This window comes from Halomonas sp. 7T (assembly GCF_025643255.1).
GTDB lineage: Bacteria > Pseudomonadota > Gammaproteobacteria > Pseudomonadales > Halomonadaceae > Vreelandella.
Map to the genome: position 1 here is coordinate 2,169,677 of NZ_CP087112.1, position 23,175 is coordinate 2,192,851.

Consider the following 23,175-nt stretch of genomic DNA (forward strand, 5'->3'; position numbering starts at 1 on the left):
TTCGCTGCGACGCAGCAAAGACCTATACTGAGCGAGTTGCCAGCATAGGACTGTGTTATGGATGCATTGGAATTTGTTCGTGTACGTGAACTTGATATCGCCGTTCGCATTTGGAACCCCAGCGCATCGCGCACGCTGATCGCGTGGCATGGCCTTGCGCGCCATGGGGGTGATTTCGAAGCGCTGGCCCACCAGCTGGGCAGCGAATGGCGCATTCTCGCGCCCGATACGCCCGGCCGCGGCCTCTCTAGTTGGTCACTGTTTCCTGCCCACGACTATCTTTATAGCCATTATATAACCGTAGCACTGACCGTCTTAGACCACTTTGAATTAAAGCAGGTAGATTGGCTAGGCACCTCAATGGGTGGGCTACTGGGCATGCTGCTTGCTGCCGACCCAACGCAGCAGCGCCGGATTTCCAGACTGATCCTTAACGATGTTGGCCCCGAACTCAATAAAGAGGGCTTAATCGCGCTATCCAGCTATTTCAGCCTAACCCACCGTTTTACGAGCTTTGCAGACCTGCAAAAAGAGTTAACGCAGCACTACGCCGGCTTTGGTATTACCCGTGATGCTGAGTGGCGAGCCCTGGCATTGGGCAGCGCGCGGCGCCTGCCTGATGGCAGCTGGACCTATCACTTCGACCCCCGTATTGGGGAGCAGTTTATCCATGACACACCGCGAGACACATGGGCTGACTGGGCCAACATCCGCTGCCCATTAATGGTCATTCGTGGTGCCGAATCGACACTGCTGGATGCCGAAACGCTGCCACGAATGAAAGAGGTGCAACCTGACTTAGTCACGTTCACCGCGCAAGGCTGCGGCCATGCCCCAATGCTGAACAATCCTGATCAAGTAACACCCATTCGGCAGTTCCTTAATGCTCCTTTGATCACCTTCAGGCATAGCAAACCAGCAAGCGCCGAGACGGCTTCGTTGCCTATTGTTCAATGGTTCGTTAAGCAGTGGCGGCGCTTGTTTGGTTAACCCCCACCACTGCCTAGGTGGAATAGCCGTTTGAATGATGCTTGCGGTGCAAACGCAGCTTTTTCACGCGAACGCGCGTATCAAGATACTGCTGCTCAATCACACTGCGGTATGAGCCTTCGTCAGCAAGATACTTCACCAGTACACGGCGTTCGCCCGTTTGCGGGCAATCCTCCGCTTTGCAGTGCAGTTTAACGGTGCTGCCGGGCTCATTTTCCAATTGCGCAGTTGCGTATTCATTATTATGGCGCTCTAACACAACCACCGTGGCACCTAATAAACAGCGCCGCTTAAACGGCTGGTAGCGATGAAGCGCCCGTTGCAATGCATGGCACACGGCGGCCGCAATGGGCGATGCCACCGCAAATGAGATCCATAGCACAAGCACGCCGACAGGCACTCTCAACATACCCAGCGAAAACCAGCGAAGAGCTAGCAGCTCAATCGCCAGCGATAGGGCACCTGCGAAAAGCACCAAAACGCTTAACGCAAGCGTGGCAGGCACGCCCGCAAAACCCAGGGATACAAGGGTGCTGGCCATATGATCATCGCGCAGGCTGTCACGCTCAAACAGCTCCAGCGGCGCAAGCCTGATCAACACCAGTAGCCAGTAGAGCGCTATCAACGTCAGTAAGAAAGTAACCACAACCGTGGGAAATTGCAGTGCAGCGGAAACAAGTGATGGCAACATGGCGTGTTCTCCTCCAGACAAAGCCTGGTCATGTTTTCGCTTAACGTTATTTTTATTAGCACAAGCTAAAAACAGCGGTCTCTTTTAGCGTAGACCACCTTAGCTGTTTATGTGGCACGCCATTTTGCTCCCAATCAGCTAAGCAAAAAAAAACGGGCACCATGTTTTCATGGTGCCCGCTAGTAGGTCGCTAAATAGCGTTACGGCTGATCGTGACCTAGCGCTGTCTGCTCGTCATTACCATCCCGGTTGGGGTGGCGTTTGCGATAGAGCCAATCAGAAACCGTGGCAATCATGGCGTAGAAGCTGGGAATAAACAGGCTTCCTAGCACCGCCACAGACGCCATCCCCACCGCCACGGTAGTACCGATGTGATGACTGCTCACATCACTAGCACCCGTGGCCAATGCCAACGGCAAGGTGCCAAAGATAAACGCAAGAGACGTCATGACGATAGGCCGGAAGCGCAACTCGGCTGCGGTAATAGCTGCTTCACGAATTGTTTTACCCTGCTCTTTACGTTGCAGCTCAGCAAACTCAACAATCAGGATTGCGTTCTTAGCCGCCAGCCCGACCACCACCAGCATGCCAATCTGCACATACACACTGGTGTCCAAGCCGCGCAGCACAATGCCAGCAATCCCCCCTAGGAAGGCAAACGGCGTGGCGGTCAGTACCGCCAGCGGTAGCGACCAGCTTTCGTACTGTGCCGCCAGGATCAGGAACACCATCAAGATACCGAACACGATAGCAAGCGTGGCGGTATTGCCAAGGTTAGACTCTTGGTAGGCGGTCCCTGTCCAACCCATCCCCCAGTTTCTACCCAGTGTTTCTTGAACCACTTCCTCCATGGCTTCAATCGCCTGGGTAGAGCTGTAACCTGGCGCTGGGTTGCCTTGGAACTGAGCGCCTGCATAAACACCGAACCGAGAGACCACAGAGGGGCCCGTTTGGCGTTCAAGCGTGACAAACTCAGAAAGAGGAATACGCTCGCCATTGCCACCGCGAACATAAACGCTACTGACGTCATCCGGTGTTTTACGGAATTCATCTTCGTTCTGTAGATAGACCTGGAAGTTACGGTTTTGGTAGCTAAAGAAGTTAACAAACCCGTTACCGAAGGTGTTGGCGAGCGCTGAGTTAATATTCTCAAGGGCAACACCGTAGCTAAGTGCTTTTTGCTGGTCTATCTCCGCACGGTAAGAAGGCACGTTGACATTAAACGTGGTGAACACGCGGCTCAGTGCCGGGTGCTGATTAGCCGCCTGCATAATTTGCAATGACGCTTCATAAAGCTCACGTGTGGAAGCGCCCTCAAACGATTGCAAATAGCCCGTGAAACCGCCCGTTGTGGAGAGCCCCATTATCGGCGGCACGTTAAATGCCATCGCCGATCCCCCATCAATACTCGCGCCCAGCTGCATAATACGGCCTACCAGCTCATTTGCTGTCAGGTCTCGTTCAGCCCACGTCTTCATATTGACAAACATAATGCCACGCGCGGTGTTAACGGCGCTCGACAAAATGTCATACCCCGCGACCGCAGAGGAGTACTCAACGCCAGGTATGGCTTCGATCTGTGAACTTAGCTCGGCCATATAAGCTTGCGTTCGGCTAAGCGACGCGGCGTCGGGCAGGGAAACGCTGACCAACACAATACCTTGGTCAGTTTCCGGCACGAGCGTGGAAGGCGTATTCGCATAGAGCCAGTAAGACCCAGCCCCTACCGCTACGGTTAGCGCAAGCGCTAACACCCAAAAGCGAACCAGCTTTTTCACGAACCACATATAAACGGCGGTAAAACCAGCGAAGAAGCGGTCAAATAGACGCAGCGGTGTGGTAATTGCGCGCCGAAACGCGGACTGTTTCGTTTTATGCAGGTTATGCTTAATGAAAATAGCCGACAGTGCGGGGGTAAACGTCAGGGCCATCAACGCTGATAGCGCCACCGATATCGCCACGGTAATCGCAAACTGCTGATAAATTTGCCCGGTAAAGCCACCCAAAAAGGCTACTGGCACAAATACCGCCGCCATAATGAGCGATGTGGCGATAACCGGACCACCCACTTCCTTCATGGCGCGAATCGTCGCATCACGTACTGAAATATCGTCTTCTTCGCTCAGTACCCGCTCGACGTTTTCGACCACCAGTATCGCGTCATCCACCACGATCCCTATCGACAGCACCAAGGCAAACAGCGTGAGCAGGTTGATGGAGAAGCCAAACAGGTAAAAGCCTGCAAAGGTGCCGATCACCGATACCGGCACGACCGACATAGCAATCACCGTAAAGCGCCAGTTCTGCAAGAAAATAAACAGAATCACGATAACGATCAGGAACGCTTCGATGAAGGTTTTTAATACGGTTTCTACCGACGCATCAATAAACAGCGTGGTGTCATATGGCGTGACGTATTCAAGCCCCGGCGGGAAACGCCCAGACAACTCCTCCATCGTGGTGCGTACCGCATCAGCAGTTTCCAACGCGTTGGCGCCAGGCTGCTGATTAATAATAATAGGCGTCATGGTGGCGCCGTTTAAGCGCGCATCCACCCCGTAAAACGAAGCGCCCAGTTCAATACGCGCTACATCTTCTAAACGCAGCGAAGAACCGTCTGGATTGGTACGCAGAAAGATATTGCGGAAATCATCAGTGCCCGACAAACGCCCACCGGCAGTGATCGTGTAAGTATACGCGCGCGGCTCGCTTTGTGGCGTGGCGGCTAGGTTACCTGCAGGAATCTCGGTATTCTGCGCGCGGATAGCACCGGCGACTTCGCTGGGTGTCAGGTCGTACTGGGCCAGCTTATCGGGGTCCATCCAGACCCGCATCGCAAACTCACCGCCGCCTAATACTTCAGCATTCCCTACGCCGGGCACTTGGCGTAACTCATCCAAAATATTCAGCGTGGCGTAGTTCTGCATGTAGATTTTGTTGTAGTCACCGCTGGGTGAGGTCAAAGCCACCAGCATCAAGATAGAGTCAGAGCGTAGCTCGACCGTTACCCCTTGCGACTGAACCGCCTCGGGCAGCTGCGAAAGCGCGCCCTGCACCCGGTTGTTTACGTTGATGGTGTTGATGTCACCATCCGTACCGATATTGAAGGCGACACTCAGACTCATGGTGCCGTTGTCGGCACTGTTAGAGGTCATGTATAGCATGTCCTCAACACCGTTAATGGCTTCAGCCAGCGGTGCAGCGACGGTCTGCGCCACCGTTTCAGCATCGGCACCTGGGAACTGCGCCTGCACCGACACCGTAGGAGGTACCACGCTGGGATACTGCTCAATGGGCAGTATGCGCATCGCCATCGTACCTACCAGCGTCAAGATAATCGCCAATACGGTGGCGAAAATCGGTCGGCTAATGAAGAAGTTGGAGAAGTTCATTATTGCGCGCCCTCTTCCCCTTCAGGAGGCTGTGCGTCAGCCGCCACTTCCTGCATTGCCTCTGCCTGTTCGGCTTCTTGCTGAGCCTCTTCCTGTTCGGCCTCTTCGACAATAGCGCCAGCGTTACCCTCAAACGGTTGAGGTTCAATGGCCCGACCTGGTTCCAAGCCCGCCGGGTCACCCACCACTACACGCTCGCCAGCGGTCAGGCCATCACGGATGATCTGCCATGGGCCAGCCACTTCACCGAGCTGAACCGTGCGCTCGCGGGCTTTATTGTCATCATCAACAATAAAGACCTGCGGCCCCATTAAGCCTTGAGTCACGGCAATTTCCGGTACGGCCAGTACATCAAAGCGCTTCAAGCCCTCAATACGAACCCGCACAAATTGGCCGGGCAATACCGCGCCATCCGGGTTGGCGAACGTTGCTGACGCCTGCACCGTGCTGGTACCGGTATCCACACGCGAACCTAAGAAGTTTAGGCGGCCTTCAAGTTCAGTGCTGTCATCGCTATTTTGCCCTGGCACAGTCAACCGTGCGGTAATGTCTGATGCACTGCCGCCCTCACCCAATTGACGACGCAATTCAAAGGCATCGCGCTGCGGTAGTTGAAACCGCACCTCAAGGGGATCAAGCGGTGTGATGGTGGCTAACTCGGTTCCTGGGGTTACCAGGTTACCGACGTTTATCTGGCTTAAGCTGATCATGCCAGACACGGGGGCGGTAACGTTTGAGTAGCCTAAATCCAGGTTAGCGCTGGATAACGCAGCTTCTGCCTGAGCGACATTTGCCTGAGCAACACGCTGGTCGGCCAGTGCTTGGTCATACTGCTGACGACTCACTGAGTTTTGGCTCAACAGCTGTTCAAAACGCTGGGCATCGCGCTGGGCGCGGGCCAACTCAGCACGTGCACTCTGCAGGTCAGCCTCACGCTGGTTCACCGTCGCTTGGTAAAGGTCTGGCTCAATGGTATAGAGCCGATCGCCCTGCTCCACGAGCTGCCCTGGTTCAAAATGACGCTCTTCGAGAAAGCCATTTACCCGCGCCACCAACGTCACTTCACTGTCGCTGCGCAGTAGCGACGGGTAGGATTTATTCAGTGGGATATCCTGCCGGGCTATCTCAGTGACTTCGACCGCATAAGGCGGCGCTTCCTGCTGCCCGCCTTGCTGTTCCTGAGGCTGCTCCTGGCCGCATGCGGCTAGCGCCAATGCCGCTATCAGCGTCACTAGACTCGCTCTACCTGAGTGAATCGTCTTCTTCATACGTTGACTTCCCATTCATCTTTTTTTGGACATTGACGGATAGCAACATAGCGCCTTGAAGCTTGGCACTAAGTAAATATTTCTAGCGTTAAGTAGATATCACGCAGGCGTTAACCATCTGTTGCGCGGCGTCAGCTACGCGCCCGGCGTCGGCGGTGCGCCAATATTTATCGCTCGCTGGTAAGCGTCCGCATCTCCACTTTCCGGCAGCGTAAAGTTCACGGCATCCCCGGTTAACCACGCATTAACTTCTTCAATCGCCGCAACATCTAGCAAACCAGCCTGCTGGCGTAGAGACAGTAAGTTCACCACGTAGTCGTAGCGGGCCTCGGCATAGTTGGCAATGGCGTTGTAAAGGCTTTGTTCGGCGTTTAGCACGTCAACAATGTTACGCGTGCCAACTTCATAGCCCGCGCGGGTGGCTTCTAATGCACTACGGTTAGAAACAATCGCCTGTTGGCGTGCTTCAACGGTTTCGACATTGTTGCTGACTTGGGTATACAGCGAACGTACCTGCTGAATCGTGGTGCGGCGCTGAGATTCAAAGTCGTACTGGCTGCGTTCGAGCTGGAAGGTTCCCTGACGGATACTCGCACTTGTGCTGCCGCCGGTGTAAATAGGCAGGTTCGCCGATACCCCTAGCTGGCTTGAGGAGTCGTGGCCACTGAGGGCCTCCCTATCACTGTCAGCGTATTGATAGTTGGCAAACGCCTGAACGGTAGGAAGGCGACCCGCCCGAGCGACCTCTACCCCCACTCTGGAAAGCTCAATCCCCGCCTGCTGTGCCAGCACTTGAGGATTACGCTCGATCGCCTGCTCAACCCAGTAATCACGGCTGCTGGGAGAGGGCAACTCAACGGGCATATCGCCCAACGCATCGATGGTGGCATAACGGCGTCCCGTCAGTTGCTCAAGCACTTCGAAGGCCACCTGGAGATTACTTTCAGCGGCAATACGGTCGGCTCGAGACTGGTCAAAACTCGCCCGCGCCTCTTCCACTTCGGTAATCGCGATCAGCCCGACCTCAAACTGCTCACTGGCCTGCTCTAATTGGCGGCCAATGGCACGCTCTTGGGCTAAGCGTGCGTCTAACACTTCATGAGCACGCAAAATGTCAAAATAGGCACCCGCCACATCAATCAACAATTGCTGCTCGGTGGCCGCTAACAGGTACACCTGCTGGTCAATTTGACGCTCTGCTTGGTTTACTTCTTGACGGGTGACCGCGTTAAACAGAGCCTGCGTGGCTTCCAGTGACAGCGACGCTGTATTGAAGTTGTCCTCACTTCCACCTACGCCTGGGGACGTTGGATCGGTAATCCCCCCAGCCCTGGTCGAGGTTTGGCTTTCATACTGGCGGTTGTGAACCACGTTACCCGACGCATTGACCTGCGGCAGTAAACCGCCGCGCACCACATCTCGTGACGCTTCAACACTGGAAAACTCAGCGCGTGCCGACGCCAGCGTCGCATTATTGCTGATCGCATCACGCGTGATGGTAACCAGGTCTGCCGCCTGGGCAGGCAGCACAAAGGAGGACGTAAGCACTGCTAACAGCAGGGGACGAAAAGGGGCATTGACTGCCCAGTGTGCCAGTCGCATGGGGTTGCCTCTAGGTGTCAGCGTAGGATGGCGCAACACATATGCCATTCAGAAGGAGTGGCATTATAGTTACATTCATGTATGTATGCCAGACTTGAACTTCGCGCATTTATGTGGACAAACGGCCTGTCAAGCTTGCACCCCTTTACCTTAGCCCAAAGCGCCATGAGCAGGCACCCTTTTAGCTGCTGGCTAGCGAAAACCCCGAGGGTCAACTCCCCATTTCTGCAACCTAGAAGAGAGCGTGGTGGGTTTGAGACCCAGTAGCTCAGCGGCCCCGCCGCCGCCCGATATCTTGCCATTGGTGATAGCAAGTGCCCGCAAGGTGTTATCTCGCTGCCGTTGGCACAATGCCTGCTCTGTCATAAGGATGTCTGCCTGCGTAGTAGGCTGCTCTTCCTCAACACTGTGCGGAGTATTTTGCACCGGCGACTCTGCTAGCAGATCATCAAAAGAGAGTCGCCGATTCTGTGTAACAATCACTTGCCGCTCGATCACATTCTCAAGCTCACGAATATTGCCTGGCCAAGGGTAGCGCTGCAGAGTCTCCAGTTGCGCTGGCGGTATGCGTACGCCCGGCTTATTAAACTTGAGGCAGGCGCGGTGTAAAAAGTGTCGTGCCAGCAGCGGCACGTCTTCAATCCGTTTGCGTAGCGGCACCGAATCAATCGGAAACACATTCAGGCGGAAATAGAGGTCTTCACGGAAGTGGCCTTCGTCGATCATGTCTCGCAGTTCACGGTTGGTGGCGGCAATCACCCGCACGTCGACTTCGCGCGTGCGATTATCCCCCACGCGCTCAAACTGCTGATCCTGTAGCACTCTTAGCAATTTACTCTGCAGTTCTAAGGGTATTTCACCTACTTCATCTAAAAATAGCGTGCCACCGTGGGCCAGCTCAAAGCGCCCGGTTCGATCCTGAACCGCGCCGGTAAAAGCACCTTTCACATGGCCGAAGAATTCACTCTCAAAGAGGTCCCGGGGAATCGCCGCACAGTTCACGCGAATAAGCGGCCGGTCGCTGCGTGTGCTGCCCGCATGAATGGCGCGGGCAATCAGCTCTTTGCCAGTACCCGACTCGCCGCTAATCAGCACGTTAGCGGTTGTGGGTGCGACCATCTCAATCTGCTTGATTAGCTTTTCCACCGCAGGACTATTTCCCACAATATTGCGGTGGTTCAGCTCGGCTTTAATCTCTTCTTGAAGGTATTCGTTTTCCAGCTCTAAACGCTGCTTGAGTGATTCCACTTCCGCCAGCGCATCACGCAACTGCTGCTCTGCACGCTTGCGCTCGCGGATATCACGAAACAGCACCACGGCCCCCACTAACCGGCCCATCTCAAAAATAGGTGTAGTGGTGTACTCCACCGGAATCGCTTCGCCGTTTTTGTGCCAAAACACTTCATTATCGACATGATGTACTTGGCCGTCGCTAAAGGAGGCATGAATCGGGCACTGCTGCACGGGGAAGTGGCTCCCATCAGCATGGGTGTGGTGGAACATTAAGTGGGCATCGTGGCCCACCATATCTTCCGTGCTCCAGCCCAAAATGCGTTCGGCGGCGGGATTTACAAAGGTGGTTTTGCCATAAGCATCCAAGCCATAAATGCCCTCACCCGCGGCACTAAGAATCAGCTGGTTTTGCTTTTCAATCTGCTCAAATACCTGCTCAACACGCTGCCAGCCCACCTCTCCCTGGCGATGCTGGCGCCCCAGTTCCGCTTTTGCCCGCTGCTGTTCGGCTTTATGGCGATCAATCAGGGTTAATAACAGCTGCCCTGAGCCCTCAATGCGCTGGGCGTAAACCTCCACTCGGTAGGGCTGGCGCAGCATATCGAGTATTACCAAATCATCTGACCATGCCGTTTTTTGTACCAGCGCCTCATCGGTAAAGCTGACCCATAGCGGCAGTGATGCGCTTAGGCGATGGCTAAACGGGGCTGCTAATGGCTGGGATTCAATGCAGAGCAACTCGCAGGCGGCGTGATTGGCGGATAACAGCCTATCGATGTAAGGGTCTATAAGGATCATCGCCAAGGGAGAAAAACGCCCCATCAAGGCGGTGGCCGAAGCGTGAGTGGGTGCTTGCTCATACATTGGCATCTATCTCATGGATCAAAGGGGGCTGTTTAATAACCATTCAATTCCCACGCCACTTACGATTTTCCGTCAATAAAACAACGAAATATCGTTATTTACGATTTTTCGTTATGCCTCACGCCTACTAAAACGCTTGCTAATAATACGAATTAAATATTTAAAAACAGATAGTTACCTAAAAAACACAAAAGTTGGCACACAAATCGCAAAGACATGGGTAGCGCCGCACGCTTTCGTTCTTTTCGCACCAAGACGGCGCAGCCAATTGTTTTTTGCTCCTGTGAGGTGAACGTCCATGAAAGACAATAACGACCACAGCAGTCTCGGCAATCCATTCGATCACCGGCAATCACTGATTCATGGACGACACTGTGATTGTCACGACTGTCAGCCGACGGCGAAATCGATGACCACCCCGGCACAGGCAAGCGCCTCTTCGGTGCCAACCGACAGCGACGCGATGATGGACCGAATGGTCGAAAGCGCCCTGGTACGCGGTATGTTTGGTCACAGCGACATGCATCGGCGTCAATTTATGAAACTAGTCGGCGGCGGCACTGCCGCTGCAGCGCTCGCCAGCCTGCTGCCCATGGATGCCATTAAAGCAGCGGTTAAAGAAGATTTAGGCCCGCTGGAAAAAACCCAGTTAAACGTGGGTTTTGTGCCGATCACCTGCGCCACGCCCATCATTATGGCGCACCCTATGGGCTTTTATCAGCGCTATGGCCTGGATGTCTCGGTGATTAAAACCGCAGGCTGGGCGGTCGCGCGGGATAAATCGCTCAACGGTGAGTATGACGCGGCCCACATGCTGACGCCGATGCCGCTGGCCATGACCTTAGGCGCAGGCTCTAACCCCGAGCCGTTCATCATGCCCGCCGTAGAGAACATCAACGGCCAAGCCATTGTGCTGCACAACGACCACATCGATAAGCGCGATCCGCAGCAGTGGAAAGGCTTTATCTTCGGCGTGCCGTTTGAGTACTCCATGCACAACTTCCTGCTGCGCTACTATGTGGCCGAACACGGTCTTGACCCCGATCAGGACATTCAGATCCGTGTTATTCCGCCCCCCGAGATGGTCGCCAACCTGCGCGCGGGCAATATAGATGGTTTCCTATCGCCCGACCCGTTTAACCAACGGGCCGTGTTCGAGCGCATCGGCTTTATTCATCTGCTGACTAAAGAGATTTGGGACGGACACCCCTGCTGCGCCTTTGCCACCAGCGCCCGTTTTGCCCGTGAAAACCCCAATTCCTACGGCGCCCTGCTGCGGGCAATCATCGATGCTACGCAGTACTCGTCCGACCCTGCCAATCGCTCGGAGATCGCCGAGGCGATTGCCCCGACGAACTATCTTAACCAGCCCGTCACGGTCATTGAGCAGGTACTAACCGGGCGCTTCGCCGACGGCTTAGGTGGCGTGCAGAACGTACCCGATCGCATTGATTTCGACCCCTTCCCCTGGCACTCCATGGCAGTGTGGATCCTGACTCAGATGAAGCGTTGGGGGTATATAGAAGGCCATGTGGATTACCAGCAAATTGCCCGGGATGTGTATCTCGCGACCGATACGCAAACGGTCATGCGCGAGCTGGGTTATGACGCCCCCGAAGAGACCTCGCGCAACTACCAAATCATGGGCAAAACCTTCGATTACACCCAACCCGAAGCTTACGTCGAAAGCTTTGTTATTCGCAGGAGCTAACCATGGATCGCACAACCACCGAGTGGAACATCAGCCTAAATATGCGGGCCAGCGTGCTCGCGGTGCTGATTTTGCTGTTAGGCCTGGGCCTCTGGGAGGGCCTTAACCAAGCGCCCATGTTAGGAGGCGGTGAGGAGCTTAGCGCATATGAGCAGCTGCTCGCGGGGACTGAAGAGAGCGCCAAAGTTCCCCCGCCCTCCGAGATTCTGGTACGCGCCTGGGAAGAACTGTCCAACCCTTTCTACGATGCCGGGCCTAACGACAAAGGCATTGGCATCCAGTTGGGCTACTCGCTCTACCGAGTGCTAGCCGGGTACCTTCTAGCCGCTGCAATCGCCATACCGATTGGCTTTTTAATCGGCATGTCGCCGCTGATGTACAAAGCGCTGAATCCGTTTATTCAGGTGCTGCGACCCATTTCACCGCTGGCTTGGATGCCGTTAGCACTGTTTATTATTCGCGACTCTGAAGCATCGGCGATCTTCGTGATCTTTATTTGCTCAATATGGCCGATGCTGCTGAACACCGCCTTTGGGGTCGCTGGCGTCAGAAGCGATTGGGTTAACGTCGCCCGCACCCACGAGCTTTCATCGCTTAAAACTGCCTTCAAGGTCATTCTGCCTGCCGCCGCGCCAACCATCTTGACCGGCATGCGGATCTCCATTGGCATCGCCTGGCTGGTTATTGTGGCCGCCGAGATGTTAGTAGGCGGTACCGGCATTGGCTACTACGTGTGGAACGAGTGGAACAACCTGGATCTGACCAGCGTGATTTTCTCGATCTTGATGATCGGTGTCGTTGGCATGCTACTCGACATGTCACTGGCCTATGTGGCGCGCTTTGTGACTTACGCGGAATAAATGCGAAGAGCACGTAAAGAGAGCGACCACAAAGAATATGGTGAGGAGTTACTAATGAGTCACGCTTTTGTCGAAGTTCAGCAAGCCGCCAAGCGCTTTCCCGGCGCGAGTAAAAACGCACCGCCGCTAACGGTTTTTGAGAATGTTAGCTTCCAGCTACAAAAAGGCGAGTTCGTTTGCATCATCGGCCACTCAGGCTGTGGCAAGTCAACCATTATGAATGCCCTGGCTGGGCTGGATCAGTTCTCTGATGGCTCCATGGTTATGGAGGGCAAAGAGATTAATGGCCCTGGTCTTGAGCGCGGCGTGGTGTTTCAAAACTACAGCCTACTGCCGTGGCTTTCCGCTCTGGAAAACGTTCGCTTTGGGGTTCGCGCCCGCTGGAAAGCCTGGAGCGAACGCGAAGTTACCGAGCACAGCATGCAGTACCTGGAGATGGTTGGCCTGAAGGAGGTGGTTAGCCGCAAACCTTCACAGCTATCAGGCGGTATGCGCCAACGGGTCAGCATTGCTCGGGCCTTTGCCACCAAGCCAAAGCTTCTGCTGCTAGATGAACCCTTCGGCGCCCTGGACGCGCTGACACGCGGGGTCATTCAGGATGAGCTGATCAAAATTTGGACCCAGGATCAGCAGACCGTCTTCATGATCACCCATGATGTTGATGAAGCAATCCTGTTAGCCGACCGCATTTTCTTAATGACCAACGGCCCTGAAGCCCGCATTGCCGAAGCGGTTGAAATCGACTTACCACGCCCGCGCAATCGCGCCGAAATCATCAAGCACCCCCATTTCTACAAGATTCGTAACTACTTGGTCGATTTTCTGGTTAACCGCTCAAGCACTCTGCGCGTCCAGGAAAACGAACCCAAGGGCTTGCTCTACCCCACGTCGGTTAATCCGGTACACGCGGAGGCAGCGACCGAGCCACCCACTAACCCGCCAGAGGCAGCGCCTGCCGCTGAGCAAGAAGAAAAGTTAGTTAAGTTCACACCTAAGGAGGTTCGTCATGGATAAGCTTGAGATGCGTCATACCCTGCTCGCCGCCAAAGCGCGCAAAAAAATGAGCTGGGACGATATTGGTAACGCGGTCGGCATGTCGCCAGTCTGGGTGGCCTCTGCCTGCTACGGCATGAACAGCGCCAGCGCAGATGTGGCGCATAAACTCTGCGACACGCTGGACTTAGAGAGCGATGTCGCCGAGGCCTTGGTGGCCTTCCCCACCAAGGCATGGGACGAAGCCATACCACAAGACCCGTTCGTCTATCGCCTGTATGAAGTGGTTGGGGTTTACGGCGACACCTTAAAAGACGTGGTGCAGGAGAAGTTTGGCGACGGCATCATGAGCGCCATCGACTTCACCATGGAAGTCGACAAAATCGAAGACCCTAAAGGAGACCGAGTCCTGCTGACGCTAAACGGCAAATTCCTGCCCTACAAATCCTGGTAACGCCTAAGTTAGCGATAAACACCTCAGCGAATCGGCTGGGGTGTTTTCGTTTCTATCCTAACAGGGGCATCACCTCTAAACCCCTTGGCCTTTATTCACCTATCATTAACACTGCTAGTCTTCAGGTAGAGTCTCTCAATTTAAGGGCGTATTGATATGTACAAGCTTGCGTTTTTTGTGCCCGTTGAAGATGCAGCAAGTGTTAAAGAAGCCGTGTTTGAAACCGGCGCTGGCCGGATAGGCGATTATGAAGCCTGCTGCTTTCAAACGCGCGGCACTGGACAATTCCGTCCGTTAAACGGCGCAGATCCTCATATTGGTCAAGTAGGAACGCTTGAAACCGTGGAAGAGTATAAAATCGAGCTGGTATGCGAGGATGAGCTGATTAAAGCAGCCATTGCAGCGCTAAAGCTGGCTCATCCTTATGAAGAAGTGGCCTACGATGTCTGGCAACTTGCCGATCTTTAAGCGCTTAAGCGCTACCGAAATAGCGCTCTCGGTCTTCGGGCATAATGGTACTGCTATGCAGCGGGTAATCTGTGCCTTGAGGGGCTGAAACGTTTTTACGATCCGCTACGTTTTTGCGATCTGCTTCTTTTTTACGATCTGCATAGTAGTGCTGCAACGTACGCTCTATCGTGGGGAAGGCCAGCGCATCCCAGGGAATTTCATGCTCTTCAAATAGCGCCACTTCCAGGCTCTCTGGGCCTGCACTAAAGCCGCCTAGTAAGTCAGCAAGAAAAATCATATACACTTGATTGATATGCGGCAGGTCGATCAGTGTGTACAGCTCGCCTAAGTTAACCTCCGCAAAGGCTTCTTCCCAAGTTTCCCGCATGGCGGCTTGCTGGGTGGTTTCAGCGTTTTCCATGTAGCCCGCTGGCAGTGTCCAGTACCCCTTGCGCGGAGCAATCGCTCGTTTACACAGCAGCACTTTTGAGCCACTGATGGGCAACGTACCCGCCACAATACGTGGGTTTTGATAGTGAATAGTGCCGCAAGCATCGCATAAGTAGCGAGAGCGGTCGTCACCTTCGGGAACAGCAAAACGGACTTTTTCACCACACTGACTACAAAAGTTCATCGCGTTTTCTCTAGGCTGAGGGAATTGGCTTCAACAAGCTTGACGTTGATCACTGCGGCTGGGTAAAAGGGAACAAAGCAAATGGAACCCCTATGTTAGAGACTCTACGTAAACAGCTGCAACAGCACACGCCTCAACGCTTAGACCACGTTTCGCTTCCTGAAGCGGCTGTCTTACTGCCGATTGTTGAACGTCCCGCCCCAACGCTACTTTTTACCCGCAGGGCAAGCCACCTAAGCACCCACAGCGGCCAGGTCGCGTTTCCTGGCGGTAAGCGCGAAGCGGGCGATACCGACCTCTACGCCACCGCCCTACGGGAAGCAATGGAAGAGATTGCGTTAGCGCCAGGGCTAGTGCAACCCCTGGGACGGCTGTCGGATGTGATTTCTCTTCACGGTATTCGCGTGACGCCCTGGGTGGGTATCATTCCTCCTGATTTACCGTTGGTAGCAGACCCCTCCGAGCTAGATGTGATTTTCGAAGTGCCGTTAAGCCACTTTTTAGACGACAAACGCACCCATACCGACGTCATTACCGTCGACGGCGTTACCCACTATGTACCTAGCTACCATGTGGATGGCCATGTCATCTGGGGATTGTCAGCGATGATGCTAGTAGAGCTATTGGCCGAGGGGTTTGGTATGCCGATTAACCTCCATCAGCGCCCGGTTGGCGCATTGCGTCACTATCCTGAGAGAAGCAGCCGACCCCTCAAGGCAGCTCACACCTCTGGTACGAGAACCCCCAAATGATCGCAGCTGACATTTCTTCCCCGACCGTTTTTGAACCTGCGGCACATAAAGCGCTCGTGGAAGCACTGGTTGAACAGGGCTGGTACGTCGGTACCCAAGTGATTGATCCAGCGCTTTGCCAAGCCCTGCACCGCGAACTGCTGTACATGGCCGAGCACGACGCGCTTAATGAAGCAGGCATTGGTCGCGGGCAGCAGCACCACCTTCGTAAGGATATCCGCGGCGATGCGATCCACTGGCTGGATCGTGAAAGTGAAGCTCAGCGCCTCTATCTCAATGCCATGGGAGAGCTACAGCAGTCGCTTAACCAAGCACTGTTTCTCGGCCTGTTTGAATACGAGGCACACTTTGCCCACTACCCGCCTGGTGCCTTTTACCAGCGCCATTTGGATAGTTTTCGCGGCCGCGCTAACCGTGTCATTTCCACCGTCGGCTACTTAAACCCACACTGGCCCAGCGATGGCGGCGGTGAAATGGTCATTTATCACCCTGATGACCCAACGCATGAGGTAGCGCGTGTGATACCCGAAGCAGGGACCTTCGCCTGTTTTTTATCCGACTCTATTCCCCATGAAGTGCTACCCACTCAGCACCCCCGTGCCAGCATTGCGGGATGGTTTAGGCGTAACGCCTCGCTGGGGGGTGTGCTGGACCCGGCGCGCTAAACCATGCCACAGCCTCATGAAAAAAACGCCGCGCTATACCGTAAAGTAGCCGCACTAGAAGCGCGCAATGCGGCGCTGGAAGAGGAGAAGCGCCACTACCAGTGGCTAGCAGAGAGCACCACCGACCTCATTTCCCGCCACGCCCGTGATGGTACGTTTCTATACGCCTCTCAAGCGGCGCGGGATTTATTAGGTTATGAACCCGACGAGCTGATCGGCGTTTCCGCGTACCAACTTTTCCACCCTGCCGATCTAGACGACCTGCTCAGTAAATCTCCCCAGGTTTACTACCATGATGGTTTTTACCAACAGACCTACCGGTTTCGTGCCAAAGCGGGCCACTACGTCTGGTTTGAAACCACCAGCCGCACCCGGCGTGATGGCACGACAGGTGAATTGATCGATATTTTATGCGTGTCGCGGGATGTTGGGCGGCGAATTCATGCTGAGGCCACCCGAGAGCGCTTAGCCCAAGTGGTAGAATCCACTACCGACTACGTGCTTTTTTTAGGCCCCAATCAACAAATCTTTGGTGCCAATGAAGCTGCTCGGCGCTGCTTTGTGTTACCTAAAGATGCTATGCAGGTCGCACTTAATCAGCTCTATCAGTCGGACTCTCTTAGCTTACTCAAAGAAGTTGTTTTTCCTGCTGTGGAACGTTACGGCTCCTGGAGCGGCGAACTGGAAATGCGCGGCGCAAGCGGGCCAGTTCCCGTTTTAAGCGTGGTACTTGCTCACCGAAGCCGGGGAGCGGAGCCCGGCCATTTTGCACTGATCAACCGCGATATCAGCGTTCGCAAAGCCGCCGAAGCCCAGGCACGGCGACATCAGGAGCAAATTGCTCACGCTAACCGTTTAGCAGCGGCTGGGGAGCTGGCCTCCAACATTGCCCACGAAATCAACCAGCCCCTTGGCGCCATTGCTAATTACACCAGCGGAGCGCTTTTTAAGTGCCAGCAAACGCCCGAAATGCCCGCTAAGGAACTCCAGCTCCCGTTGTCGCGTATTGATGAGCAGGTGCAGCGCTTGGCTCAGCGGCTTCGTCATATGCGCAGTTTTGTGCGTAAGCGCAGCCATCGCGTTCGCCCGATTGTTCTCGAAGAGGTGGTGAAGGCCGCCTGCCAATTGTGTGACTGGCAATATCAGCAGGCCACATTAAGGCTTACTCCTTGTCTTACTCCGGGGTTACCGCGTATTTATGCAGACCCTATTGCCCTGGAGCAGGTCATCGTTAATCTACTGCTCAATGCGCTGGCTGCCAGCCGCGAACAGCATAACGCTGAGCAGGTGGTGGTGCGAGCCTACATGAGCGATAGTCGCCAAGTGACGCTCAGCGTAGAAGACCAAGGGCCAGGCATCGAGCCCGAACACCGTCACGCGATCTTTGATGCGTTTTTTACTACCCGCGATGAAGGGTTAGGAATGGGGCTAGCCATTAGTCGCTCGTTAATGGAGAGCATGGGGGGCGCGCTCGCCCTACGCTCGGCGGAACCGGGCGCCACTTGTTTTGATGTTACCTTACGCGCCGAATCCCCCGCTCATAATGAACGCTAAACATTCGCTTACTGACAATTGCGCCAGCTTAAGGAAGAAGACTTATGCCCCGCAACGACGCAAAACAGCCCACATCTGCGACCCCGCCGCTGAGCTCTATCACTTCAATTATTGCCGTGGTGGATGACGACCAAGCGTTGCGCGATTCCCTGGTATGGCTATTAGAGTCCGTTGGGTTAACGACGCATGCGTTTGCCGATGGCGAGGCGTTTCTAGCCGCTGAACACGGCGACTACGGAGCACTGCTGCTGGATGTGCGAATGCCAGGCATGAGCGGCCTTCAGGTTCAACAACAGCTGGTTGAGCATCGCGCCGCACTGCCTGTCATCATGATGACAGGACATGGCGATGTTCCCATGGCGGTTGCGGCACTCAAAAATGGGGCGTTCGACTTTATCGAAAAGCCCTTTAACCATCAGCAGCTCATTGATGTCGTTCAGCAAGCATTGGGCAACGCTTATGAACAGCGTCGTGCTGTGCAGCAGCACCGGCGACTGAAAGCGCGCTACCAGTCATTACGACCCAAAGAGCAAAACATTGTCGCTCACGTAGCAGAAGGGATGACCAGCAAGGAAATTGCTGAACACATGCAGATTAGCGGCAAAACCGTTGAGGTCTATCGGCTTCGCGCCATGAAAGCCATGGGTGCTGCTAACTTGGCAGAACTCGTGCGCCAGGCGGTAGCGTTGGAACTCGTTCCTACCCTTACGCCAACGCCCTCCCCTGACGAATAACTTAGCTTAGCGGGACGATCTGACCATTAGCATTTTCTAACACGTTGCGCACCTGCTCATAATCGATGACGTGCCCATCCTCGTCTTTATGCGCTTCAATAATGCTGACAACGTCTAGTAGGGTTTCCATGCCAAATGCCTGCTCATCAGTGGCGGTAAATGCCTGCACATAGGCCTCTCCTCCCGCTCCCCAGCCAACCTTAATCGGGGCATCAATAATATTAACCTTAGTGCCTACGGGCACGCGCCAAAATACCGATTCAATGTCTTCTGGGTGCATACGAATGCAGCCTCGGCTGGCACGCATGCCAATGCCATCTGGCTGGTTTGTGCCATGGATAAGGTAACCCGGTATATCCAGCAAAATGGCGTATTGGCCAAGTGGATTATCTGGCCCCGGCGGCACAACCGCTGGTGGCGGATCGCCTCGCTCGGCGGCCTCACGCCGAATAGATTCAGGCGGATACCAGGCTGGGTTTTCAAGGCGCATGGTGGTTTTGGTAATTCCCAGAGGCGTATTGTAGGCATCGCGGCCAATACCGATAGGATACGTCTCTACCCGTGGCGTTTCGTCATCACCCACGTCAGGGTAGTAATAGAGCCGCAGCTCGGCCACATTAATGACGATACCGGTTCGCGGCTCATCCGGCAGAATGAACTGGTTAGGAATCGTCACCTCAGTACCTTCACCAGGCACCCAGATACTTACCTCCGGATTGGCCATACGAATTTCTTCGTAACCCACATTATGCAGCCGGGCAATATCCAGCAGAGTATCCTCGCTACTCGCCGTGACCGTATATACCTCACCGACCATATTGCCCTCTTCTGGCAAAGCAAAATGTCCCTTAGGTGAATCCTCCTCACTCGCGCTAGCAATACTTGCTAGCAGCCAAGCCCCCAGTGCGAGACTAGTAACACCTAGCTGCTTGATGCACTGTAAGGGTTGGTAGCGCGCCATTGTCGTCATGGGTTCTCCTTTTTATACGGCCCCGGGCATTGCCCGCGCGGCCATTTAGCTATGAATATGCCCATTGCCTTGAGCTAGGTCAATTCGGCAGACTGTCGCAGCAGTTTCGCATCTCAGCCTTACCCTTATCTGCCATACCGTTATGGTCAGTGCCCCTGACACCTAGCATTTTTTTGAAACTGTTTGCCGATGTTTGTTGAACGTCATGCCAATACTTGGAAAATAAAAAAGCCTATGAATCAGAGGCAAACAGTAACAGTCATAAAAAAGCTGCTTTTATCGTTGCAAAAACGAGTACAGCATCTACATTTTAAGTGTCTTAGCGCAGTGAAGCGTTAAGCAGGGTTTACTATCTCCCGTAGTTACACCCAACGATTTAACGAATTAGCCCCAGCGGCTATCAGGAGCAATAACGATCTAGCGTGCGTAAGCAGAAACTACGTAACAGGTATTAAAGCAAGATTAAAAGTACCCGGTGACGCGCATCGTTATTAATTTTTAGACATTGACGTCTTTTCGTTATGTCCTATTGCATGGAGCAAAAGCAATGAAAATGATTAAACCTGTTTTTCTAGGCACTCTGATGGTACCGGCATTTATGTTTGCAGCGACAGCTGTCAATGCCAATGAACATACAGAGACGTCTGAAATCACCACCTCAATGGAAGCCACGTACCTCACCAGCCAGCCTGAAGGCACCTTCCACGCTGACTCATTGACCGGCAATCAGGTCAAAAGCTCCGTAGAAGATGATGAAGATATTGGCACCATCTCTGACCTAATTATCGATGAAGATGGCCAAATCAGAGCAGTCGTGGTTGGCGTTGGCGGCTTCCTCGGCATGGGCGAAAAAGATGTCGCTATTGAGTGGGATTCGCTTGAATTAACTAAAGACGAAGACGGTGATGACTACGTTATTCGTGTTAGTGCTTCAGAAGATGCACTTGAAAACGCAGAAGAGTACGAGCGCGACAATGATAATAACTAATCATTGATTCGCCTCTAAAAGCCCTGGAAAATTCCAGGGCTTTTTTATGCATTTCTTTTATCACTAATTTTTATTTAATAAATAGAAAAGCGCCGCGTAAATAACGCGGCGCCATAACGCATGTTATAAAATGTCAAAAAAATGCTTAGCTTTTAAGCTTCGCTTGCATGGTAATCTCTGCATTCAATACTTTAGAAACTGGGCAGTTATCTTTAGCCATTTCAGCGGCCTCCTTAAATACCGCTTCATCAGCACCACTGATAGATGCTTCAACCTCCAAATGGATTTTAGAGATATCAAAACCATCTGCGCTTTGCGAAAGCGTAACCTGCGCATTGGTATCAATGGATTCAGCAGTATAGCCTTTCTCGCCCAAAATCATGGAAAGCGCCATGGAAAAGCAGCTGGCATGGGCAGCGCCAATTAGCTCTTCAGGGTTCGTACCTGGCTCGTCTTCAAAGCGCTTTTTAAAGGAGTAGTGAGTAGCTTTTAAAACGCCACTTTCTGTGGATACGGTGCCCTGACCATCCTTCAAGCCACCTTCCCAATGCGCACTAGCTTTACGATCCATCCTGTTCTCCTTTCCTGTGGTGTTTCGCTAATTGCATTAGTAGACACACACTGCGTCCACTTGCTCCTTCAGCGTAGTCGATTCCACTGACTATGCCGAATGTGGCGGCTACATGCCGGCTGCGCCCTGCTCGGCACTGCGTTGCAACGACTGTATAGAACGCTCTCCCCGCTCTTCAAAAGGGTCGCTGAGATCTACCACTATCTCTACACGGCGATTTTTTTCTCGCCCTTCAGGGGTTAAGTTAGGCGCTAACGGTTTAGTATCAGCAAAGCCTTGAATCAACAGCCGCTCCGGCGACAGCGCTTGTGTGGCAACCAGTATGTTCGTCACCGATGCTGCTCGCATAGCCGATAGATCCCAATTACTGCGGAAACGAGCAGTGTTGATAGGCACGTTATCGGTATGGCCGTGAATAGAAACGGTGCCATCAACCGATGCCAGCAAGGTTGCCAAGTCGTTGAGCAAATCAGCAAACGCAGGCGTTACATCAGCATTGCCCGAGCCAAAGGTGCCCTTCTCAGCAATCCTGATCACCACGCGAAATTGATCAACTTCTATCTCAGCGACCCCATTTAACGACGATGACCTTAATAGCTCTTCTAGACTGCTGGCCACTTGAAGCGCCCTCTGCTGTCGTTGAGCATCAATCATGCTGCGCATCGTCTCAAGCTGTGGCTGTTGAGGGGTCGTGCGTTGACGAACCTCATCAACAAAGGTGCGGTCCGGCGTAGCGGGGGAAAAATTTTGTAGTACCGCACTGGTTCCCATGGGTATTTGCATAGCCTCTATGTCGCGCTGAACACCAAAGGCTTTTGATAACTCATCTGCCACTCGGCGAAATTTTTGAGCATCCATCTCTGCGAATGAGAGTAGCAGTACGAAAAAACACAACAGTAGTGTCATTAGGTCGGCGTAAGTGACCATCCATGCAGGTATGTTGGTTTTCTTAGCCATAGATTACTTTTGACCTACAGGACTTTTATCATCGGCGTTTGATGCACCACGCCGCTCAGGGGGCACGTAAATCGTTAGCATTTGCTCCAATACACGCGGATTTTTGTCACCTTTGATTGCCAGCAGCGCATCAATCCACAGCTGCTGCATTTTAGCTTCTTGCTGCATTCTCACCCACAGCTTATCCGCAATAGGATTGGCGATCATGGTGCCAATCATCGCCCCATAGAGCGTGGTTAATAGGGCAACCGCCATTGCAGGACCAATCAACGCAGGATCGTTCATGTTTGCAAGCATCTGAACCAGGCCTACCAGCGTACCGATCATCCCCATAGCAGGCGACACCTCACCAAGTGCAGAAAAAACGCGGCCGCCTGCCTCGTTACGTTCCAGGGTCAGCAGACGCTCTTTTTCCATCATCTCTTTAATCAGCTCAGCGCTATAACCATCCGCAAGCATTTGCAGACCCTTCGCAAGAAAGGGTGAATTTACTTCTTTGTTTTCTAAGGCAATCATGCCTTCTCGGCGAGCCACTTTCGACAACTCTACTAACTCTTCAATGCTCTCCTGAACGTTAGGCAGCTGAAATTTAAAAGCTCTCGCCGCTGCTTTAAAGGCAAATTTGAATTGCGTAATACTGAACTTTGCCAGTACGACAAATAAACTCCCCCCAACAACTAGCAGCAGACCAGTCGGGTTCATAAACACTTCCGGTGATGTGCCCAGTATCACAGCGGCACCCACCAGAACAGCAGCCCCTACCAAACCAATCAGCGTTGCGAGATCCACGGCCTTTCCTCAAAATTGTAAAAAAGTGCTTACGCACCGTTTACCGAGACAGT

General features: G+C 53.6%; 21 protein-coding genes. 11 read left to right on the forward strand and 10 right to left on the reverse strand.

What is annotated here, in order from left to right; all coding sequences use genetic code 11:
- Window positions 1–57 precede the first annotated feature (57 nt).
- Window positions 58–990: an alpha/beta fold hydrolase gene (locus tag LOS15_RS10135; protein ID WP_263065690.1), complete on the forward strand. Its 933-nt coding sequence runs from the start codon at window positions 58–60 to the stop codon at window positions 988–990.
- 13 nt (window positions 991–1,003) lie between these two features.
- Here the strand turns inward: LOS15_RS10135 and LOS15_RS10140 are convergent, their stop codons facing one another.
- From LOS15_RS10140 to LOS15_RS10160, 5 genes are all read right to left on the reverse strand, one after another.
- The gene (locus tag LOS15_RS10140) at window positions 1,004–1,681 is read right to left on the reverse strand and encodes a hypothetical protein (RefSeq protein WP_411537023.1); all 678 of its coding nucleotides are present in this window, start codon (window positions 1,679–1,681) and stop codon (window positions 1,004–1,006) included.
- A 200-nt stretch (window positions 1,682–1,881) separates the two neighbouring features.
- Window positions 1,882–5,073 (reverse strand): efflux RND transporter permease subunit, encoded by a 3,192-nt coding sequence (locus LOS15_RS10145; protein ID WP_263065691.1) that lies wholly within the window; start codon window positions 5,071–5,073, stop codon window positions 1,882–1,884.
- Window positions 5,073–6,341, reverse strand: a complete 1,269-nt coding sequence (locus LOS15_RS10150) for an efflux RND transporter periplasmic adaptor subunit (RefSeq protein ID WP_263065693.1) — start codon at window positions 6,339–6,341, stop codon at window positions 5,073–5,075. The genes LOS15_RS10145 and LOS15_RS10150 overlap by 1 nt, the downstream gene beginning before the upstream one ends.
- 135 nt (window positions 6,342–6,476) lie before the next feature.
- A complete protein-coding gene (locus tag LOS15_RS10155; protein ID WP_263065694.1) occupies window positions 6,477–7,943 on the reverse strand; it encodes a TolC family outer membrane protein in 1,467 nt (488 codons plus the stop codon).
- Between the two features lie 192 nt (window positions 7,944–8,135).
- Entirely contained in the window at window positions 8,136–10,040 is a 1,905-nt protein-coding gene (locus LOS15_RS10160) for a sigma-54 interaction domain-containing protein (protein ID WP_263065696.1), read from the reverse strand.
- Between the two features lie 298 nt (window positions 10,041–10,338).
- On the opposite strand from LOS15_RS10160, the gene LOS15_RS10165 reads away from it, so the two are divergent.
- The 5 genes from LOS15_RS10165 to LOS15_RS10185 all read left to right on the forward strand — a co-directional run bounded on the left by LOS15_RS10165 (window position 10,339) and on the right by LOS15_RS10185 (window position 14,526).
- Window positions 10,339–11,751 (forward strand): CmpA/NrtA family ABC transporter substrate-binding protein, encoded by a 1,413-nt coding sequence (locus LOS15_RS10165; RefSeq protein ID WP_263065697.1) that lies wholly within the window; start codon window positions 10,339–10,341, stop codon window positions 11,749–11,751.
- Between the two features lie 2 nt (window positions 11,752–11,753).
- Window positions 11,754–12,611 (forward strand): nitrate ABC transporter permease, encoded by an 858-nt coding sequence (ntrB, locus tag LOS15_RS10170; protein WP_263065698.1) that lies wholly within the window; start codon window positions 11,754–11,756, stop codon window positions 12,609–12,611.
- Between the two features lie 54 nt (window positions 12,612–12,665).
- On the forward strand, window positions 12,666–13,625 hold the full coding sequence (locus LOS15_RS10175) for an ABC transporter ATP-binding protein (protein ID WP_263065699.1): 960 nt from the start codon (window positions 12,666–12,668) through the stop codon (window positions 13,623–13,625).
- A complete protein-coding gene (cynS, locus tag LOS15_RS10180; RefSeq protein WP_263065700.1) occupies window positions 13,618–14,058 on the forward strand; it encodes a cyanase in 441 nt (146 codons plus the stop codon). The genes LOS15_RS10175 and cynS overlap by 8 nt, the downstream gene beginning before the upstream one ends.
- A gap of 156 nt (window positions 14,059–14,214) precedes the next feature.
- Window positions 14,215–14,526 carry an NGG1p interacting factor NIF3 gene (locus LOS15_RS10185; protein WP_263065702.1) on the forward strand — a complete coding sequence of 104 codons (312 nt, stop codon included), beginning with the start codon at window positions 14,215–14,217 and terminating at the stop codon, window positions 14,524–14,526.
- 4 nt (window positions 14,527–14,530) lie between these two features.
- Here the strand turns inward: LOS15_RS10185 and LOS15_RS10190 are convergent, their stop codons facing one another.
- Window positions 14,531–15,142, reverse strand: a complete 612-nt coding sequence (locus LOS15_RS10190; RefSeq protein WP_263065704.1) for an NUDIX hydrolase — start codon at window positions 15,140–15,142, stop codon at window positions 14,531–14,533.
- Window positions 15,143–15,234: 92 nt separating this feature from the next.
- Here LOS15_RS10190 and LOS15_RS10195 point away from each other — a divergent pair, with 92 nt between their 5' ends.
- From LOS15_RS10195 to LOS15_RS10210, 4 genes are read left to right on the forward strand one after another with little or no spacing between them, the layout of a single operon-like run.
- On the forward strand, window positions 15,235–15,894 hold the full coding sequence (locus tag LOS15_RS10195) for a CoA pyrophosphatase (RefSeq protein ID WP_263065706.1): 660 nt from the start codon (window positions 15,235–15,237) through the stop codon (window positions 15,892–15,894).
- Window positions 15,891–16,559 (forward strand): 2OG-Fe(II) oxygenase, encoded by a 669-nt coding sequence (locus tag LOS15_RS10200; protein WP_263065708.1) that lies wholly within the window; start codon window positions 15,891–15,893, stop codon window positions 16,557–16,559. The genes LOS15_RS10195 and LOS15_RS10200 overlap by 4 nt, the downstream gene beginning before the upstream one ends.
- A gap of 3 nt (window positions 16,560–16,562) precedes the next feature.
- Complete coding sequence (locus tag LOS15_RS10205; RefSeq protein ID WP_263065709.1) at window positions 16,563–18,113, forward strand: ATP-binding protein; 1,551 nt, start codon at window positions 16,563–16,565, stop codon at window positions 18,111–18,113.
- Window positions 18,114–18,157: 44 nt separating this feature from the next.
- Window positions 18,158–18,847: a response regulator transcription factor gene (locus LOS15_RS10210; protein ID WP_263065710.1), complete on the forward strand. Its 690-nt coding sequence runs from the start codon at window positions 18,158–18,160 to the stop codon at window positions 18,845–18,847.
- 1 nt (window position 18,848) lies between these two features.
- On the opposite strand, the gene LOS15_RS10215 is transcribed toward LOS15_RS10210, so the two are convergent.
- Window positions 18,849–19,817: a L,D-transpeptidase family protein gene (locus LOS15_RS10215; RefSeq protein WP_263065712.1), complete on the reverse strand. Its 969-nt coding sequence runs from the start codon at window positions 19,815–19,817 to the stop codon at window positions 18,849–18,851.
- A gap of 547 nt (window positions 19,818–20,364) precedes the next feature.
- On the opposite strand from LOS15_RS10215, the gene LOS15_RS10220 reads away from it, so the two are divergent.
- A complete protein-coding gene (locus LOS15_RS10220) occupies window positions 20,365–20,805 on the forward strand; it encodes a PRC-barrel domain-containing protein (RefSeq protein WP_263065714.1) in 441 nt (146 codons plus the stop codon).
- A 145-nt stretch (window positions 20,806–20,950) separates the two neighbouring features.
- Here the strand turns inward: LOS15_RS10220 and LOS15_RS10225 are convergent, their stop codons facing one another.
- The 3 genes from LOS15_RS10225 to LOS15_RS10235 form a co-directional block, all read right to left on the reverse strand.
- The gene (locus tag LOS15_RS10225) at window positions 20,951–21,376 is read right to left on the reverse strand and encodes an OsmC family protein (protein WP_263065716.1); all 426 of its coding nucleotides are present in this window, start codon (window positions 21,374–21,376) and stop codon (window positions 20,951–20,953) included.
- Window positions 21,377–21,484: 108 nt separating this feature from the next.
- Window positions 21,485–22,333 (reverse strand): flagellar motor protein MotB, encoded by an 849-nt coding sequence (locus LOS15_RS10230; protein ID WP_263065717.1) that lies wholly within the window; start codon window positions 22,331–22,333, stop codon window positions 21,485–21,487.
- A 3-nt stretch (window positions 22,334–22,336) separates the two neighbouring features.
- Window positions 22,337–23,122, reverse strand: coding sequence for a MotA/TolQ/ExbB proton channel family protein (locus LOS15_RS10235; RefSeq protein ID WP_263065718.1), 786 nt, complete (start codon window positions 23,120–23,122; stop codon window positions 22,337–22,339).
- Window positions 23,123–23,175: the final 53 nt, after the last annotated feature.